This window comes from Collinsella aerofaciens (assembly GCF_001404695.1).
GTDB classification, from domain to species: domain Bacteria; phylum Actinomycetota; class Coriobacteriia; order Coriobacteriales; family Coriobacteriaceae; genus Collinsella; species Collinsella aerofaciens_E.
Genome location: NZ_CZAQ01000016.1, coordinates 29381 through 46972, shown reverse-complemented (window position 1 = coordinate 46972; position 17592 = coordinate 29381). Strand labels below are relative to the sequence as shown.

Sequence of the window (17592 nt, the reverse complement as noted above, 5' to 3'; positions counted from 1 at the left end):
CCCCCTTTTTTGCGTTTACGGGGCGTAAATGACTCAATTACACCAGACGATCTTGTTGTTTTCGGTATTGAGCCTTTATTTAAGGCTCTGTTAGACCAGAATTGACATCATGCCCAGTCATCTTTACTAATTGCAAAATATTCGCCCCTTTGCTGGATTAAAACCGGCAAAGGGGCGATACGCTCAGACTCGAACAAGTTAATCGTTAGGACTCTGTCGTCTCATCCCACTCGTCATCCGCATGCAAGATGGCATCAAGTTCGTTTTCGATATCGGAAACGCCAATATAGGCCTTTGCGATATTCTCCCGTGCATTTCGCACCTTTAAGGCAATCTCCTTCTGCTTCTCTATGGGAGGGTAATAGACGAGCACCTTCCCAAAGTCAGAAGACTGCGTTCTCCTTCGATTGCTGTGGCCGGTGTTGATGGCGCGGAATGCCTTTTGGAAGCGGCGGCTTCTCAAGAGTATCGACAGGAACTCCGGATCGATGACGTTTGGGTCTTTGACCCGCAAGATCGGATATTCTTGCGTTACGAGGGCATGATCGAATTCCTCGGTGACGAAGCATACGACACCCTTCCATAGGTCGATTCCAGAGTAGACGATGTCGGAGGTTCTTACTTCAAACCAGTCGCTGCTTGAGTCGTAGAAATACATCCCTCGCCATTCGGGAGGGTTGTTTCCGACACCTGGTTCCCTAAGCCTTGCAACACCAGTTTGGGAAAGAGTTAAGACCTTGTACTCCTTCATCGGCTCTTCCCCGAAGTCCACGTTCCTTCTCATCCGCTTCACAAGGTTCATCATGGGAGCAGATGACCAGCCCTGCGGCACGTAATCGCCCTTATGGGCCACGTAGACATGGTATTTCGGATCCACCCTATGACTCGAATGGCTTCTCCATACTGACGAAGCCCTCTCGACGACGCATCTCGGATCGGAAACCGCCCCGTTTTCTTCCCAGACATTCCACTCTCCCAATATCGAGCCAGTCTGATCGTTTGAAAGATAACCGTTCTCGTCGGCGACATAGAGGTCGTTTCGAGGATCAGGGCGACCAGATGGTGTGTATCCGATATGGGATGCCTCTCCAAAAAAGATGTTATAGTCCAGCCCGCTGTCCATGAGGGCGGCCGCAATATCTCCTTCACATGCTTCCAGTCGATTGTTCAATCTAGCCGATTCCAGGTCGGAAAACTTTTCAAAAATCAATATCGAAGTCTTGTTCGTAGCTCCTGACCTGCGAAAAGCGAAGTCTGGAAGGGAGATCACGGACAGTATCCTCCCCGATTTAAAGAGCCATTCACGAAGGGCCGGACAATTTGATTGAGACCCGCTGTTGTTGAGAACACCATCGGGCAGGACCATACCGAGCCTGCCGCCCGGCTTGAGCCAGGAAACGCTTTTCTCCAGGATGATTTGCTCTGACTGTATTGAGTGCTTTCCGCGGCCCAGGACGTAGTCATCCAGGCTTGCGCCGTCAAGCTGATCTTCATCTCCATCTGCGACCTTGGTTCCGAAGGGCGGATTACCCACGATCAGGTCGAACTGACGATCCTTCTGGAGTTTCGGCTTGCTCAGGTTCGGGCTGAGGCAGCTCTTGTCGGCCTCGATATTCGTGTGTCCATCGTGGTGCAGAAGCAAGCTGATTTTGCAGATTCTAGCCAGAGTCGGGTGAATTTCGATTCCGTAAACGTTCTGCGCGGCAAAATCTGATTTGATTCTCGCGAGGTTCCCCTGTCCGGCAAAGCCCGCATCGGTATCGTTCCATACCTGAAGGAGAGTTTCGAGCAAAAAGCCTCCCGAGCCACAAGTCGGATCTAGAACGTAATCTTCGCTCGTGGGATTGAGCATCCCGACTGTGAACCTCGCTATCTGTCTCATGGTGAAATACTGCCCGAGGCTTCCGCGGAAGACCGATCCGAAGAAATCCTCGAAGGCCGTTCCGATGACGTCAGAATCTGTATCGATGAACGAAATCTCCTGAATGACGCGAACGACCTGAGCGACCTTGCTGTCTGGAAGCTCGATTTTTTCATCACGCGGGAAAATGGCCTGATCTTGCTCTTTGGCGTCGCTGAATAGCTTGTGGACCCTCGTGGCGATAGCCGAGTCGGGCTCGTTGATGCCCGCTTGGAACGAGCGGGGGTGGCCGTTTCGCGTGTAGCGCTCGTCGCGGACTTTGGCGAACATCAGCTTGCTCCACTCATCGAAAGCCGATAGCGGATCGCGTTTTCCTCCAGCCCAAATGATGGAGTGCGCGCGCCTGATGGCGATGCTGATATCAAAGGCGCTCGCCGGCTTAATATCCATTTCCGTGCCCGCGTGAAACGGATACACCATATCCTGAGAGTAGTTCCTCGGAAGAAGTTCTCTATCGCCCAGCTTATTTCTCCTGCGCTCCCTAGCGCCGAAGCCCTCGAGCTGCCAGACGCACGACTCGTCGCCGTAGTCCTTCATGGAGTATTTTGCACCCAGCGCGATACCGTTGGCGAAGGCCTGCACTTCCCCTTCCGCCTTTTCAGCCGGAGTCGCACCCTCTTTTTTGTTCTCGACGACTAACCAGGGCTTCGTGCATCTGTCGTCTTCGTAGAGCACGATATCCGCGAAATCGTTGTGCGAGCCCTCCACCTCGGTATCGATCTTTCGCGAATCATAGCCTTTCGACAGGACCAGAAACGCAATGGTGTCGGCCCTGACTTTTTCTTCGGGATCGCCGATCTGATAGCTTTTCGTCCTGCGGAAGGAATACTTTATCTGAGTGCCGTCCAGCGAGAAGAGCCCGCGCATGATTGCAGTTTTCGATAGCTCCGACAATCCGAGCGAAGAGGCCAGTGTCAGCTGCGTTTCAAGTTGATTTGCCAACTATCTCACCGTTTTTCCGTCAGATGCCGGTGTCTTGACCTTCATCTCGAACGGCATCCCGCCCTCGCGGACGAGCGCCTTGAGGAACGCATTGACGGCGGTGGACATGGACAGGCCGAGCTCGTCAAGGATGACTGTGGCCTCTTTTTTGACCTCCGGTTCGATACGAATCGTCGTGGCCGGTATGTTCGACGGCATGGTTGTACCTTTCCTCGTATATCACGGTGCAACCATTTTATCGTCTCTATGCGGCGGATGCGACCCAGTAGTCCATATAGGGCGGCAATACGTTGAACATGTCGCGGATGCGGGTCGCGCAGGTGCCGTTGGCGAGCTGACGGGCGACCGTGGACTCCGCGGTGCGGGAGTCGGTCGCCATGAAGGTGCGGCACCAGCGGAACCAGTCGAGGTAGGCGGCGAGGTGCTTGGTGGACACGCCCTTGAAGCGTGCCATGAACGATTCGAGGAGCGAATGGACGGTATTGATGCGGTTGATGGTGCCCTCCGAGCGGTCCTTGGAGTCATAGGACTCATGCGAGGCGACCTTCAGGTCGTGCAACACGTCGATGTATGCGGTCGCCTTGTCCGTGGCGACGACCGCGCCCGCGCCGATGCGGTCGCGAAGGGCCTCAGCCGCACGCTTGCGCGAGACCACGCCGCGCCCCGAGACCTCGAAGAAGGTGGCGTTCGTGTCGCTGATGCCCGTCATGACGCAGATCTGCTCGCGGGAGAGGCCGCGCTTGTGGACCTGCTTGCCGCGGTGGCGAGCCTTTCTCGGCAGAGTGAAGGAGCCCTTTGAATGGTTGCCCTTGAAGGACTCGGGGAAGTATGTTTCGTCGAGTTCGCAGGCCTGCCCCTGCCCCACATGGAACGTGGGCGAATATTCCTTCAGGCACTCGATGAGCCTGTGGCGCATGGTGTAGGCGGTCTTGAGGCAGACACCGCAGCGGCCGGCGCACTCGCGGAGAGGGAGCATGAGGACGAAGCACTCGGCATAGGCCATCCAGGTCTCGCGGGGCAGCTTGCTCGTGCCGAGGATCCGGTCGGTGGAGCCTGAAAACGTCCTGCCGCAGTCGCGGCAGAGGTAGCGCTGCTCACCGTTCCTGGACTTGCCCTTTTTAACGATAGCGACCGAACCGCAACGTGGGCAACGCTGGATTTCGTAGCTAGTTCCCGCTGCATCGTCGAACATGGCGGCACGGATGACGTCGCGCACCGACTCGATTGCGCGGCGGCGCTCGGACTTGCTGAGCTTCGCCATGTTCTTCTTGAGGGTGATGACCAGATCCTCGGCGTTCATACCTGCTCCAATGCCGTGGTTAACAATTATATTATACCACGGTGGCATCACCTATATGTCAATTCTGGTCTAACAGAGCCTTATTTAAAGAAAATAAATCGTATAACAAGGGCAACTGCTATGGCCGCAATGGTCAAAAGCAGAATTGTCAGCTGATGCTGCTTGCGTCGTTTACTTGACGAAACGAAGATTGACTTTCCCTGTTTTGGCGTTTCGAGATAGCGAGCCGAATGCGTCAAGGTTTGCTTGGGTCGAGGCCCTCTTTGTTGATGGACGGCGGATGCTTTCATCGGCTCATCACTAGCTGCGCTGTTTTTAGATAATGGTGCGTCTTTCAGATATACAGGGTCTCCCGAGGCGACGCCCATATGTTTACGTCCCGTTTGGGCATCCTCGAGCGTTTGATATCGGTTTCTCGTCACATAATCGGGCTCTGGGTCATTGATGGGCTCTTGCGAGATGTGGGGGCGATGGAACCGTGGCGGCTGCGTAGATGTATCTTCGCCCTGCGTCGGCATAAACATATTGTTCTGGTTTTGGTCGTCCATGATGCCCTTTAGCTCGTTACCAACAACGTGTACGCGCTCATTGTAAGCCCCTTGTTATTTGTAGCTGCGAACATACTTGTTATTTAAGCTCTGGTTCAAAGAACCTTAACCTTACTAAAACCTGAGTCATACACACTTAGATATGCTTATAGTACTGGACTCAAAAAACTTTATAGTCGATGTATATATGGGCACTGGGTGGGCATATATAAGAGCGTCAAAAGAAGTCCCAGTCACCTAGAAGATGGCTCGGCAGTCCTTAAAAGGAGTGGTAAACATGGCAAGCATGGTTCCTTATCGTTCGGTTTTTGGCGTTCGTCCTTCTGCTAGCTCGCTGTTCGATCTGTTTGATGATATGACCGACCTTGCAAACAACTCGATTGCTTCCAAGGCGTTCCCCGTTGATGTCGAGGACAAGGGCGATGGTTATGAGGTCAAGGCGTATCTGACCGGCGTGGCTAAGGATGACATCGATGTTGAGCTTAATGAAGGCCGTCTTTCCATTAGCGTGAACGTTGTGGAGGACGAGGAGAACGAGGGCAAGAACTTCCTGCAGAAGGAGTTCAGCTCGTACAGCGCGACGCGTGGCGTGTATCTCAAGGACGCTTCGAGCGAGGGCCTCTCGGCTAAGTATGCTGACGGCATCCTGACCGTAACGGTTCCCAAGATCGTCGAGAAGAAGAACGTTACGAAGATCTCCATCGACTAACTTCGTTGGTGCTCCGCGCCATTAAAAGACAACAAAAGGGGCTGGGAAGCGATTCCCGGCCCCTTTTGCTGTCTAGGACAGACTATTGAATGGTTGCTGGTCGATGCTGGCTTGCGGGGCGTATCGAGAGTTTTCGCGATCCTTGGAGAAGGGTGGCGGAACTGCCGACCTCGTCATCCAGGGTTGCGGCTAGAGCTTTGGCATAGCCTTTGACGGTAAGGCTCGGGCGATTGTTATCTTGGCTGATATGCATCGCAATGAGCTGTTCGGTGCGATCGGTGACGAGCCCACGCGCCGCGTCGGCGGCTTGGTCGTTAGAGAGATGGCCTTTTGCAGATAAAATTCGCTCTTGGAGGAAGCGGGGGTAATCTCCTTGGCGAAGCATGGCCACATCGTGGTTGCTCTCGAGTGCAAGAACTCGGCAGTCTTCGAGGGTGTCTATAGCTTGTTTGGTTAGCTCTCCGGTGTCGGTGGCAAAGCCAATGGAGTCATCGAAAGTGTCGAATCGATAACCGACAGGATTGATGACATCATGCGATGTTGGGTAGGTTCGTACGCGGATGCCGGCAATGGGGAGCGTGTCGCCGGGGTCAAATTCCTCTACGGGCAGGCGCGCGAGGTTTTCTTTGCATGAAAGGGTGTCCCTGCTGGCAAAGAGGGGACCATGCCAGTGCTTGCACCATACATCGAGCCCCTTGATATGGTCACCATGCTCATGGGTGATTACAAGAGCGGCGACGTCGTCTGCCGAGAGGCCAAGCTCCGCCATGCGTTTAAGTGTCTCGCGGCGGGACAGGCCGTTGTCGATCATGATGAGCCCCTGAGGTCCCTCGACGAGTGCGCAGTTGCCTTTTGAGCCGCTGCCGAGGATATGAAGGTGCAGGCGAGACATAAGATTCCAAAGGATACAATGAGTGCGGACGAATAGAGGAGGAAGCGAATGCCAACGGTATCTCAGCACTATGGACATCATGCCGCGCCGAGGACGGATAAGAGCGCCCTGGCAACGCGGCAGGCCGCTGCCCCCGTAGTGCTTATGGTATCAGGCGGTGCGGACTCGACGGCGCTGCTCCTTATGGCTTGCACATCAAAGCTGGATATCCAGGACGGGCGCGGCGTCGCTCCCATTGCGCGCGAGCGATTGCACGTGCTGCATGTAAACCATCATCTGCGCGGGGAGGCATCCGATGGCGACGAGGCCTTTGTACGTGACCTGTGCGCACAATACGGTTTGCCGCTGTGTGTTGAGCATGCCTATTTTGATGACGAATCGGGCAATATCGAGGCTGCGGCTCGCGAGGTGCGCTATGCCGCGGCACGGAGATACGTTCGCGAACTTTGTGCCGAATCGGGCGCACCGCGGACGGCGGCTCGTATCTGTACCGCGCATACTTCGTCGGACCGCGCGGAAACATTTTTGATGAATGCCATTAAAGGGTCGGGTCCCGCGGGTCTATCGAGCATTCCGCGCCGTCGGAACATTGTGGTTCGCCCCTTGCTCGACCTCACGCACGATGAACTCGTGAGCTATCTGCAGGTGCACGGTCAGCCATGGCGGGAAGATGAAAGCAACGAGGACGTTTCGTACCTGCGCAACTATGTACGCCATCGGGTGATGCCGGTGGTGGCACAGAGCAACGCGAGCGTCTGTAAGACGATTGGCGCCGCTTGCGAAATTCTGGGCGACGAAGACGCCTTTCTTTCCCAGCTTTCGGCACAGGCGTTTCGAAGCTGCCTGCGCAAGGAAGCGGCGGGCGCACTTGTGCTCGATGCGCGCCGTCTTGCCGCCGCTGAGGTTGTGATTGCACGGCGTATCGTGCGATTGGCGATTAAGCGCATCGATCCCGACGCGCGACCGGAGATGCGGCACGTGGAGCGCGTGCTCGCCTGCGTCGCTGCGGGCTCGGGCTCGGTTACGCTTCCTGCGGGAATTGATGCCCGTGTGGAGTTTGGCACGCTGGCGTTCAAGGCCCCGGCGGCGCGCGAGGGTTTAGTGGCCGATTGGATCTCCGTTCCCGGTCGTCTGCCGCTGGGGGCGGGGCATATGCTGACAGCGGAGCCGATGGCTGTGGAGCCGGGGTGCGATATCGTGCGCCGTGCCCGCGAGCTTGCTGCTGCCGGAAAGGTTGCGGCCTTGGTGGATGCGGCGGCCTTGGGGTTTGCCGACCGCGATAGCGAGCGGATGGTAGCCGGCTCGCGCGGGGAGATTCCCACCGAGGCACGATCGGCGCGCCTGTGGGTGGATAGCCCTGTGCCGGGAGACGTGATGTGCCCGTTGGGGATGAACGGCCGAAGCAAGAAAGTGTCAGACCTGTTAAACGAGGCGCGCATTCCTGTTTCAGACCGCTCTGGCGTACCCGTGGTAAGAACGGCTCCGGGAGGTGCCGTAGTATGGGTCGCGGGCGTTCGCGCGGACGAGCGTTTTAAATGCACGGCCGCAACGCGCGTGGCATATCTGCTTCGTGTGGTCGATGCGGAATAGCGCTTCGCGCCAGCTATTCTGTGCGACGTTGACGGTATTCCCGCGCTGATGGCGCACGTGCTGGTAAATATACCCCGTGCGCTGCTAGAATGTGTAGTTCGCGTCCATGCGGCGGTGCGTGGGCGATAAGCACAAGAAAGGGTTGTCATGGCTTCTCAACATCCGGATATCGAGAAGGTTCTGTTTACGCAGGAGGATATCGACGGTATCGTCTCTCGCCTAGGCGAGCAGATTACTCGCGACTACGCGGGTAAGGATCTGGTGCTGATTGCGGTCCTGCGCGGCGCCGTGGTCTTTATGGGCGACCTGATGCGCAAGATCGAGCTGCCGACCAACATCGATTTCATGGCTGTTTCGAGCTATGGCGACGGTGTGAAGTCCTCGGGCATCGTGCGTATCATTAAGGACCTGGATATCGACATCCGCGGTCGCGACGTGCTGATCGTCGAGGACATTCTGGACTCGGGCCTGACGCTCAAGTATCTGATGAAGAACCTCGAGAGCCGCAAGCCCGCCTCGCTGGAGGTTGCCGCCTTCCTGTGGAAGGACGTTGAGGACCGTACCTCGGCCGTCACGCCCAAGTATGTTGGAACCCATTGCCCCGATGCCTTTGTGGTGGGCTACGGCCTCGACTATGCCGAGCGCTATCGTAACCTTCCGTATCTGGGCATTTTGAAACCGGAGGTTTATTCGTAAGATGCCCGACGACCGTAACGATAACAATTCCCAGACTCCCCGGGAGCCTAAGATCCCGGGGATGCCCGGAGGCAAGAAGCCCACGCGTACGGGCTGGCTGTATTTTATTTTGGCTTGCGCGCTTCTGGGCTACGCCTTCTTTAACATGGGCTCCGGCTTCGCCAATTCCAGCAATACCGTAAAGCTCGCGACGAGCGAGATGGTCAACGCCATTAAGCAGGATCGCGTCGAAGATTTGACCTATACGGTTCAAGACGGAAGCGTGGCGGGTCATTACTGGAAGACGAAAAAGGACAAGGGTGACACGAGCGAGCTCAAGAGCTTCTCCTCGACCTATGTCGGCTCCGATTCGCTTGCCGAGCTTATGGCGGAGCACCCCGATACCAAGTACATCGTCAACACCAATGACCCCGATTTTTGGGGCGACTTGGCGATGAGCGTACTTCCGACGATCGCCCTGATCGCCATCATGTTCTACTTTATGCGCCAGATGATGGGCGCCAACAACAGGAACATGCAGTTTGGCAAGACCAACGCCAAGACCAACGAGGCAACGCGCCCCAAGGTCAAGTTTGAGGATGTTGCCGGTGTGGACGAGGCAGTCGAGGAGCTCGAGGAGATTCGCGACTTTTTGAGCGATCCGGACCGCTATCGCAAGCTGGGTGCCAAGATTCCGCGCGGCGTGTTGCTGGTTGGCCCTCCGGGTACCGGTAAAACCCTGCTGGCCAAGGCCGTTGCCGGCGAGGCGGGCGTGCCGTTCTTTAGCATCTCGGGTTCCGACTTTGTCGAGATGTTCGTGGGTGTCGGCGCCAGCCGCGTGCGCGACCTTTTTAAGGAGGCCAAGTCCCAGGCTCCGTCAATCATCTTTATTGACGAGATCGATGCCGTGGGACGTCAGCGCGGAGCTGGCTTGGGCGGCGGTCACGACGAGCGCGAGCAGACGCTCAACCAGCTGCTGGTCGAGATGGACGGCTTTGAGGAAAGCGAGTCGGTCATCCTGATCGCTGCGACCAACCGTCCTGACATCCTGGATCCGGCATTGCTGCGTCCCGGTCGTTTTGACCGTCAGGTTACGGTCGACCGTCCGGATGTGAAGGGCCGCGAGCAGATCTTGCGCGTGCATGCCGAGAACAAGCCGATGGACGAGGACGTGAAGTTTGAGAAGCTCGCCCAGATGACCGTTGGCTTCACCAGCGCCGATCTGGCAAATCTGCTCAACGAGTCTGCGCTGCTGGCTGCCCGCCGCCATCGTTCCGTGATCTCGATGGACGAGGTCGAGGAGTCGATGGAGCGCGTGATTGCCGGTCCGCAGCGCAAGGGTCGTGTGATGACCGAAGCCGAGCGCACCACGATTGCCTACCACGAGAGCGGTCACGCCCTGGTGGGCCACATCCTGGAGCATTCCGATCCGGTTCATAAGATCTCGATCGTCAGCCGCGGTCAGGCCCTGGGCTACACGCTGCAGCTTCCGCAGGAGGACCACTTCCTCAAGACCAAGAACGAGATGCTCGACGAGCTTGCCGTGTTTTTGGGCGGTCGCGTTGCCGAGGAACTCATGTGCGACGACATCACGTCGGGCGCGAGCAACGATCTGGAGCGCGCGACCAAGATGGCGCGCGAGATGGTCACGCGCCTGGGCATGAGCGAGGAACTGGGTACGCAAGTGTTTGGTGAGGCGCAGCATCAGGTATTCCTTGGTCGCGATTACGCCGATCACCAGGATTACTCCGAGGAGACGGCGCGCCGCATCGATATCGAGGTTCAGCGCATTATGCGTGAGGCCCATCGTCGTGCGGTCGAGATCCTGGATGCCCGTCGCGATCAGCTCGACCTGATGGCCAAGGTGCTGCTTGAGCGCGAGACCGTCGAAGGTGACGCCGTGAACGCCCTGCTCGACAACGAGTGGGATGCCTACCTTGAGCGCGAGGGCGATATCCTGGCGGCCAAGGAGGAGCGCAACGCCAAGGCGGCCGGCATGCCGACCAAGAAGCGCTCGCCTCGCATGAGCGAGGAGGAGCTGGCGGCTGATGCTGCGGCCTTTGCGCAGGCGGCCATGCAGGAGGATGCCGAAGCCGCATCCGATGATGCCGGTGATGGCAATGCTGTCAACGCTGACGGCAACACCGACGCCGACAAATAGTTCTTGTAGCGAAAGCCTCTGCGGGGAAACCTGTGGAGGCTCTTTCTTTTGAGCGATATGTTGATTGGGGACAGACTTAAATGAGCGTTTTCACGCATTTAAGTCTGTCCCCAATCAACATTGTGGCGCTCTAGTTGGCTAAAGCGTACAATAGCGCCTATGCGAAAGGGGAACAGATGATCAACGAAACTATGTATGCTCGCGGTGCGGAAAGCTCCATCATCCGTGAGATTTTTAGCTATGGCCTTGAGCGCAAGGCACAGATCGGTGCGGAGAACGTATTCGATTTTTCGCTGGGCAACCCGAGTGTTCCGGCGCCCGCTGCTGTTGCTGAGTCCATTAAGAAGGCATTGGAGCTGCCGAGCGACCAGCTGCATGGATACACGCCTGCGCCGGGTCTGCCGCAATGTCGAGCGGCCGTCGCCGACTCGCTCAACCGTCGCTTTGGCACGAGCTATGAGGGCAAGGACGTCTTTATGACGGTGGGTGCCGCGGCTTCGCTCACCTGCACGCTCAATGCCGTTACGAACCCGGGTGACGAGGTCATTGTTATCGCCCCGTACTTCCCGGAGTATCGCGTGTGGATCGAGAAAGCTGGTTGCACGTGCGTCGAGGCGCTCGCCGATGAAGATACGTTCCAGCTGAGCGTGGATAACGTGCTCAAGGCGATTACCGATAAGACCGCTGCCGTCATTATCGACTCACCCAACAACCCGACCGGTGCAGTGTATACGCGCGATACACTGACGCGACTGGCCAATGTTTTACGCGAGGTCAACGCCAAGCGCGATTCCGAGAACCCAATCACGCTCATCTCTGATGAGCCGTACCGCGAGATCGTGTACGGTGCCGGGGTGCCTTGGGTGCCCTCGATCTACGAGAACACCGTGGTGTGCTACTCGTATTCCAAGTCGCTTTCGCTGCCGGGCGAGCGCGTGGGCTGGATTTTGGTTCCCAATACCAATCCGCAGGCTGCTCGCCTGATGCCGGCCGTTGCCGGTGCCGCCCGCACGCTGGGCTTCGTGTGCGCACCGGCCCTCTTCCAGCGTGTAATCATCGACTGCATTGATGAACCGAGCGATGTCGAGGCCTATGCACGCAACCGCACCGCGCTTACCGATGCACTAGCGGAGTACGGCTACACCTATGTTGAGCCGGATGGCGCGTTCTACCTATGGGTGAAAGCGCTGGAGTCCGATGCGAATGCGTTCTGTGAGCGCGCGAAGAAGCATGAGCTGCTCGCGGTGCCTTCGGATAGCTTTGGCATGCCGGGCTGGTTCCGCCTGGGCTACTGCGCGAGCTATGAGACAATCGTCAACTCTCTGCCTGCCTGGAAGCAGCTGGCCGACGAATATCGTCGAAAGTAAAGCGCTCTGCTTACAATGTTTTACGTGAAACGGGGTTTGGTTTTAAGCCAGACCCCGTTGTCTATGCCGTTGTGTGATTGGGATGAAGCAGTTTTACGACTGCCGAAAGCTATGCGTACAATGAATATACGCGACGGCCATACTGGACAAGGAGACCCGATGCCCTACCTTCTTTCTTGTGATATTCATACTCATACGATGTTCTCTGCGCATGCGTACTCAACCATCGAGGAGAACATCTATTGGGCGGCGGAGCGCGGCCTTCAGGTGCTCGGTTCCGCCGATCATTTAAGCTCGATGGTTACGCCTTGTCCCAATGACCTGCGCAGTTTCCAATTCTTTATTAACCAGGATATCTGGCCGCGCATTTGGAGCGGCGTGCTGGTGCTGCGTGGTGCCGAGGCTGATATCGTTTCGCTGGACGGCAGCTTGTTTGGCGAAGACATTCCCGTTTCGCTCGATATCGCCGGCGATTCGTATAGTCGTGAGCATTTGCTGTTCGATTTGGTGACGCGTAATTTGGATTATTTGGTGGCAAGCGTGCATAACCCGCAGTTTGCCGAAGGCGCGACGCTCGCCCAAACGACCCAGATGTACATCAATGCCCTGGAGCACCCCAAGGTGTTCATGCTTGGGCATGCGGGTCGTTCGGGCGTGCCGTTCGATATCGATGAGGTGCTGTTGGCGGCCAAGGCCAAGCACAAGATCATCGAGATCAACAACCATAGTCTTGAACACGGTGTCGACACTGAGCATTGGGCCGTATGCCGCAAGATCGCCGAGCGCTGCGCCGAGCTGGGCGTGGGTATTGGCGTGTCGACCGATGCCCACATTGGCATGGCCATTGGCAAGCTCGATCACGCGCGCAAGATGCTCGACGAGATTCACTTCCCGCTGGATTTGATCGTGACGCGCGACCGCGAGACGCTGCTGCGCGAGATGGCGGCAGCCGGCGTGTGTGACCTGCGCAGGGGGATGTAGCGGAGTTCATAAACCAAGCGAAGGGGGCGGTCCAGACGGGCCGCCCCTTTCTTGTCTCGAAAATCTACCGGGGTGGATTAGCGGCGCTCGAGGACCGCTACGGTTTCGGTGTGGTCGGTATGGGGGAACATGTCGACGGGCGTGATCTTGAGCAGGCGATAGCCTCCGTCGAGGAGCTGGTGCAGGTCGCGCTCTTGGGTCACAGGGTTGCAGCTGATATAGGTGATGCGGCGCGGCTTGAGTGCGCAGGCGGCTTCGAGGAACTCGGGGGTGGAGCCGGCGCGCGGCGGGTCGATGGAAAGGACATCGATCCGCTCGTTGTTGTCGGCGGCGTCCAGGATGTAATCGGTGGCGTCGTCGGCCATAAACCAAGCGCTGCGGGTGAGGCCGTTGAGCTCGGCATTGCGACGTGCGTCGGCAATGCCCGCCGGGTTGCGCTCCACGCCGAGCAGCATAATGCCGATGCCCTTGTCCTGGGCATCCTTCGCGGCGCACAGGCCGATGGTTCCGCTGCCGCAGTAAGCGTCCATAAGAATATCACCCTGCTGCAGGTCCATGCCGTCAATGGCAAGTCGATAGAGCAGCTCGGTTTGCTGCGGATTGGTCTGATAGAACGCGGTGGGGGAGATATCGAACTCGCAGCCGAGCAGCTGGTCGCGCATGCATTCGGCGCCATAGACGATACGAGTCTCCTCACCCAAGATGGCATTGCCGGGGCGACCGTTGATGTTCTGAGCGACGGTGACGATATGCGGATCGAGTGCGGCGACAGCCTCAAAGAACTCCTGCGCATGCGGCAGGTCGCGCTGAGCGGTCACGAGGGTGACCATAATCTGGTCGGTGCGCCAGCCGCAGCGAACGACAGCATAGCGAAGCAGCCCCAGATGCTTGTCTTCGTTAAAGGCAGGAATATGCAGACGTTCGGCCTCGCGAGCGATGCCGTTGAGAATCTGACGAGTGCCCGGCGCCTCGACAGGGCATTCAGGAACAGCAACGATCCTGTGCGTCCCACGTTCAAAAAAGCCGCAGCGGACAGCGCCCTCTTTGCCGGGAGCAAACGGAGTGGCAGCCTTATGACGAAAACCACGCGGCGCAGGATACTTGCCCGGGTCGCCCAGGGTAACACCCATACCGCGAATGGGATCAACGGCAACACCCTCGCGCTCACAGAGCTCAGCAAACAGCTCCTCCATAGCAGCCTGCTTGGCCGCCAACTGCTTCTTATAAGGACGATTGAGCGCCGTGCACCCACCGCAAGCTTTCATGATCGAACAGGGAGACTTGGGGTCCACAGCCTTGCGCGCAGACGAAACCTGATCTTTATGCGAGCGCTTGGAACGAGTCCGAGGCGCCTTGTCCTTGCTCCGACGAGAGCTGGGACGCTTGGCCTTAGCCTTACCCTTGGCCGACTTACCCTTCGCGTCCTGAGACGACTTGGATTCCTTAGAAGATTTTTTCTCCTCCAACCCCTCAGCCGCCTCGATCAAAGCACGACGAGCCTTACGCTCCGCACGAGATTCTGCCATTAATAACTCCACTAATTCATGAATTTAAGCTGCAAGTATTGTACCGTGCCAAGCCAGCAGACGATATGCAAGCGGTTTATTCGTATCAGTGATAAGCCCAACGACGGTTGCCCGCCGCGTGAGGGGTGTGGGGGGTTAAGTTTATCGCGAGTTCCGCACGAACAGGAGGCCACTTAATGTGGCCTCCGTCGTGAGCAGGACTGTAGAGCAGGAAACTTAACCCCCCACACCCCTCACGCGGCGGGCAAACTCGCCTTGTGCTCTATCACGCTAAAGTGTATGATTCTGAACGTTACATGACCCACTTTACCTAACTAAAGTGCCATCAAGGGGGAATACCATGAATACCGATATGTCTCGTCGTCAGTTTGTTGGTCTCGCCGGCTCGCTTGCCACGGTGCTTGGCCTCGGCCTGGTAGGCTGCGGTGGTGGTGCCGGCAAGGGCTCCACTGCAGGCTCTGCCGCGGCCAAGGATGTGAAGGGCGCCGCGGAGTCCAAGAAACTCGTGGTGGGCTTTGACAAGTCCTATCCTCCGTACGGTTTTGTGGGCGACGATGGCGAGTACACTGGCTTTGATCTCGATTTGGCCAAGGCTGTTGCCGATAAGCAGGGCTGGGATGTCGATTACGAGGCCATCGATTGGGATGCCAAGGACACGCTGCTCAACTCCGGCGCCATCAACTGCATCTGGAACGGCTTTACTATGGAGGGTCGCGAGGACGACTACATGTTCTCCGAGCCGTACATGCTCAACGAGCAGGTACTGGTGGTCAAGAAGGACGCGGGTATCAAGAGCTGGGACGATCTTGCCGGCAAGACGGTGATCACCCAGACCGATTCCGCTGCTCAGGATGTGCTCGAGGGCGATCAGAAGGATCTGGCGGCGACGTTTGCCACGCTCGACACCATCGGCGAGTACAACACGGCCTTTATGCAGCTCGAGAGTGGTGCAGTCGATGCCGTGGCTTGCGACCTTTCGATTGCCCAGTATCAGCTTGCCGCCAAGCCCGATGCCTATACGCAGCTTGATAAGCCGCTGTCCAGCGAGCACTACGCCGTCGGCTTTAAGAAGGGCGACACCAAGTCGGCCGACGCCGTGACCGAGTCGCTCAAGGCGCTCTATGAGGACGATACGGTCAAGGACCTGTGCGATAAGTATTCAAGCTATGGTCTTTCCTTCGACAACTGGGTGCTCAAATAGCGGCTTTCCCAGGCACCCGATTTTGCCGTTCAAACCGTCGCTTGCGTACATTTAGTACGCGGCGCTCCTCTTTCACGGCAAACTCGGGCACCTGGAAAACCCGCTTTAGCATTGGGTTCGCTGTTCCGTTACTGTGAAAGAGAGCTTGGGTTGTCTATTCAGGTCATGATGCAGATGCTTGGCCAGGGATTCTTGGTCAGCTTGCAGCTGTTTGTGCTAACGCTGCTGGGGTCGATTCCGTTGGGAATCCCCGTGGCGTTTATGCGCATGAGCAAAATTACGCCGCTCCGCTGGATTGCGCGCATCTACATTTCGGTCATGCGCGGTACGCCGCTCATGCTGCAGATGTTTGCCATCTACTTTGCCCCGTACTACGTGTTTGGCATTTCGCTCACGCCCGATTCCAAGTGGACGGCGTGCGTCGTGGCGTTCATCATCAACTACGCCGGTTACTTTGCCGAGATCTATCGCTCGGGCCTGCAGTCCATTCCGCGCGGTCAATACGAGGCTGCCGAGGTGCTGGGCTACTCGCGCATGCAGACGTTTCTGTATATCGTGATGCCGCAGGTCGCCAAGCGCATTTTGCCGGCGATGGGCAACGAGATCATCACACTGGTCAAGGACACGTCGCTGGCGTTCGCCATCGGCGTGGGCGAGATGTTCTCGACGGCCAAGGCGCTGGTCGCCTCGCAGGTGAGCATGGTGCCGTTTGCAATTGCGGCGCTGATTTACTGGGTCTTTAACTTCGTCGTCGAGATGCTGCTTGGCGCTGCCGAAAAGCGACTTGACTACTACCACGACTAGCCTGTTCCGTCGTGCTTTTCAAACACATGGAGGTTCCCGTGTCCGGAACGGTAATGAATATATCGAACGCGCGCAAGGCGTTTGGCGGCAATGAGGTGCTCAAGGATATCTCGCTCGAGGTGAAGCGTGGCGAGGTCGTGGCGATTATCGGGCCTTCGGGTGGCGGCAAGTCAACGCTGTTGCGCTGCGCTACGCTACTCGAGACACTCGATGGTGGCTCGCTTTCGTTTGGCAACCTTGCCGTTGCGACGGACGCGGGATCGGGTGCGGTATATGCGAAAGGTGGCGTGCCCAAGCAGGCACGCTCGCGATTTGGCCTGGTGTTTCAGAACTACAATCTGTTTCCGCACTATACCGTGATGAAAAACATCATCGATGCTCCGATTCGCGTGCTTAAGCGTCCGCGCGAACAGGCGGAAGCCCGCGCTCACGAGCTGATCGCGCAGATGGGGCTTACGGGCAACGAGAACAAGGTGCCATGTGAGCTTTCGGGAGGTCAACAGCAGCGCGTGAGTATTGCCCGCGCCTTGGCGCTCGACCCGGAGATCTTGTTCTTTGATGAGCCGACCTCGGCGCTCGATCCCGAGCTAACGGCCGAGGTGCTGCGTGTCATTAAAGACCTTGCCGCGCAGAATATGACGATGGTGATCGTGACCCATGCAATGCAGTTTGCGCACGACGTTGCCGACCGCGTGGTCTTTATGGACGGAGGCCGCATTGTCGAGGAGGGTCCTGCCGAGCAGGTCATCGATCATCCGCGCGAGCAGCGTACCCGCGAGTTCTTGAGCCGTATCGAGGGGTAGGCTCAGCTATTTACTCAACTGTTAATTGAGGCGAAGCCGCCGCAGGTCTTACGGTCTGGGGCGGCATTTTATTTGCATCGGAGGGGTCCAATAATCGCCTTGCGCACGTTCTTCTTCCTCTCGCCGCTTGTATTCATACGTGCGCCGAAAGGTGTGCATGGGTAGTCGCCCG

15 protein-coding genes are annotated in these 17592 nt (G+C 57.3%); 9 read left to right on the top strand and 6 right to left on the bottom strand.

Annotated features, from left to right (window positions below; translation table 11 throughout):
• Positions 1 to 205: 205 nt before the first annotated feature.
• The 4 genes from AQ996_RS05620 to AQ996_RS05605 form a co-directional block, all read right to left on the bottom strand.
• Positions 206 to 2863 carry an N-6 DNA methylase gene (locus tag AQ996_RS05620; protein WP_055251788.1) on the bottom strand — a complete coding sequence of 886 codons (2658 nt, stop codon included), beginning with the start codon at positions 2861 to 2863 and terminating at the stop codon, positions 206 to 208.
• The gene (locus AQ996_RS05615) at positions 2864 to 3061 is read right to left on the bottom strand and encodes a type II toxin-antitoxin system RelB/DinJ family antitoxin (protein WP_055251786.1); all 198 of its coding nucleotides are present in this window, start codon (positions 3059 to 3061) and stop codon (positions 2864 to 2866) included.
• A 46-nt stretch (positions 3062 to 3107) separates the two neighbouring features.
• Entirely contained in the window at positions 3108 to 4163 is a 1056-nt protein-coding gene (locus AQ996_RS05610; protein ID WP_216594997.1) for an IS1595 family transposase, read from the bottom strand.
• 80 nt (positions 4164 to 4243) lie between these two features.
• A complete protein-coding gene (locus tag AQ996_RS05605; protein ID WP_055251785.1) occupies positions 4244 to 4711 on the bottom strand; it encodes a hypothetical protein in 468 nt (155 codons plus the stop codon).
• Between the two features lie 277 nt (positions 4712 to 4988).
• Here AQ996_RS05605 and AQ996_RS05600 point away from each other — a divergent pair, with 277 nt between their 5' ends.
• Entirely contained in the window at positions 4989 to 5420 is a 432-nt protein-coding gene (locus tag AQ996_RS05600; RefSeq protein ID WP_055251783.1) for an Hsp20/alpha crystallin family protein, read from the top strand.
• An 82-nt stretch (positions 5421 to 5502) separates the two neighbouring features.
• Here the strand turns inward: AQ996_RS05600 and AQ996_RS05595 are convergent, their stop codons facing one another.
• Positions 5503 to 6312: an MBL fold metallo-hydrolase gene (locus tag AQ996_RS05595; protein ID WP_055251781.1), complete on the bottom strand. Its 810-nt coding sequence runs from the start codon at positions 6310 to 6312 to the stop codon at positions 5503 to 5505.
• A gap of 48 nt (positions 6313 to 6360) precedes the next feature.
• Here AQ996_RS05595 and tilS point away from each other — a divergent pair, with 48 nt between their 5' ends.
• The 5 genes from tilS (at position 6361) to AQ996_RS05570 (ending at position 13086) form a co-directional block, all read left to right on the top strand.
• A complete protein-coding gene (gene tilS / locus AQ996_RS05590; protein WP_172674621.1) occupies positions 6361 to 7902 on the top strand; it encodes a tRNA lysidine(34) synthetase TilS in 1542 nt (513 codons plus the stop codon).
• A gap of 147 nt (positions 7903 to 8049) precedes the next feature.
• Positions 8050 to 8598: a hypoxanthine phosphoribosyltransferase gene (gene hpt / locus AQ996_RS05585; RefSeq protein ID WP_055251779.1), complete on the top strand. Its 549-nt coding sequence runs from the start codon at positions 8050 to 8052 to the stop codon at positions 8596 to 8598.
• Positions 8599 to 8659: 61 nt separating this feature from the next.
• The gene (gene ftsH, locus AQ996_RS05580; protein ID WP_301280519.1) at positions 8660 to 10738 is read left to right on the top strand and encodes an ATP-dependent zinc metalloprotease FtsH; all 2079 of its coding nucleotides are present in this window, start codon (positions 8660 to 8662) and stop codon (positions 10736 to 10738) included.
• Between the two features lie 176 nt (positions 10739 to 10914).
• Positions 10915 to 12105: a pyridoxal phosphate-dependent aminotransferase gene (locus AQ996_RS05575; RefSeq protein ID WP_055251775.1), complete on the top strand. Its 1191-nt coding sequence runs from the start codon at positions 10915 to 10917 to the stop codon at positions 12103 to 12105.
• Between the two features lie 159 nt (positions 12106 to 12264).
• Positions 12265 to 13086 (top strand): phosphatase, encoded by an 822-nt coding sequence (locus AQ996_RS05570; RefSeq protein ID WP_055251773.1) that lies wholly within the window; start codon positions 12265 to 12267, stop codon positions 13084 to 13086.
• A gap of 77 nt (positions 13087 to 13163) precedes the next feature.
• On the opposite strand, the gene rlmD is transcribed toward AQ996_RS05570, so the two are convergent.
• The gene (gene rlmD / locus AQ996_RS05565; RefSeq protein WP_082435547.1) at positions 13164 to 14612 is read right to left on the bottom strand and encodes a 23S rRNA (uracil(1939)-C(5))-methyltransferase RlmD; all 1449 of its coding nucleotides are present in this window, start codon (positions 14610 to 14612) and stop codon (positions 13164 to 13166) included.
• A gap of 340 nt (positions 14613 to 14952) precedes the next feature.
• On the opposite strand from rlmD, the gene AQ996_RS05560 reads away from it, so the two are divergent.
• The 3 genes from AQ996_RS05560 to AQ996_RS05550 all read left to right on the top strand — a co-directional run bounded on the left by AQ996_RS05560 (position 14953) and on the right by AQ996_RS05550 (position 17420).
• Positions 14953 to 15813, top strand: coding sequence for a transporter substrate-binding domain-containing protein (locus AQ996_RS05560; RefSeq protein WP_082435546.1), 861 nt, complete (start codon positions 14953 to 14955; stop codon positions 15811 to 15813).
• Between the two features lie 150 nt (positions 15814 to 15963).
• Positions 15964 to 16617 (top strand): amino acid ABC transporter permease, encoded by a 654-nt coding sequence (locus AQ996_RS05555; protein ID WP_253274608.1) that lies wholly within the window; start codon positions 15964 to 15966, stop codon positions 16615 to 16617.
• Positions 16618 to 16655: 38 nt separating this feature from the next.
• Positions 16656 to 17420: an amino acid ABC transporter ATP-binding protein gene (locus AQ996_RS05550; RefSeq protein ID WP_301280518.1), complete on the top strand. Its 765-nt coding sequence runs from the start codon at positions 16656 to 16658 to the stop codon at positions 17418 to 17420.
• The last annotated feature ends 172 nt before the right edge of the window (positions 17421 to 17592 follow it).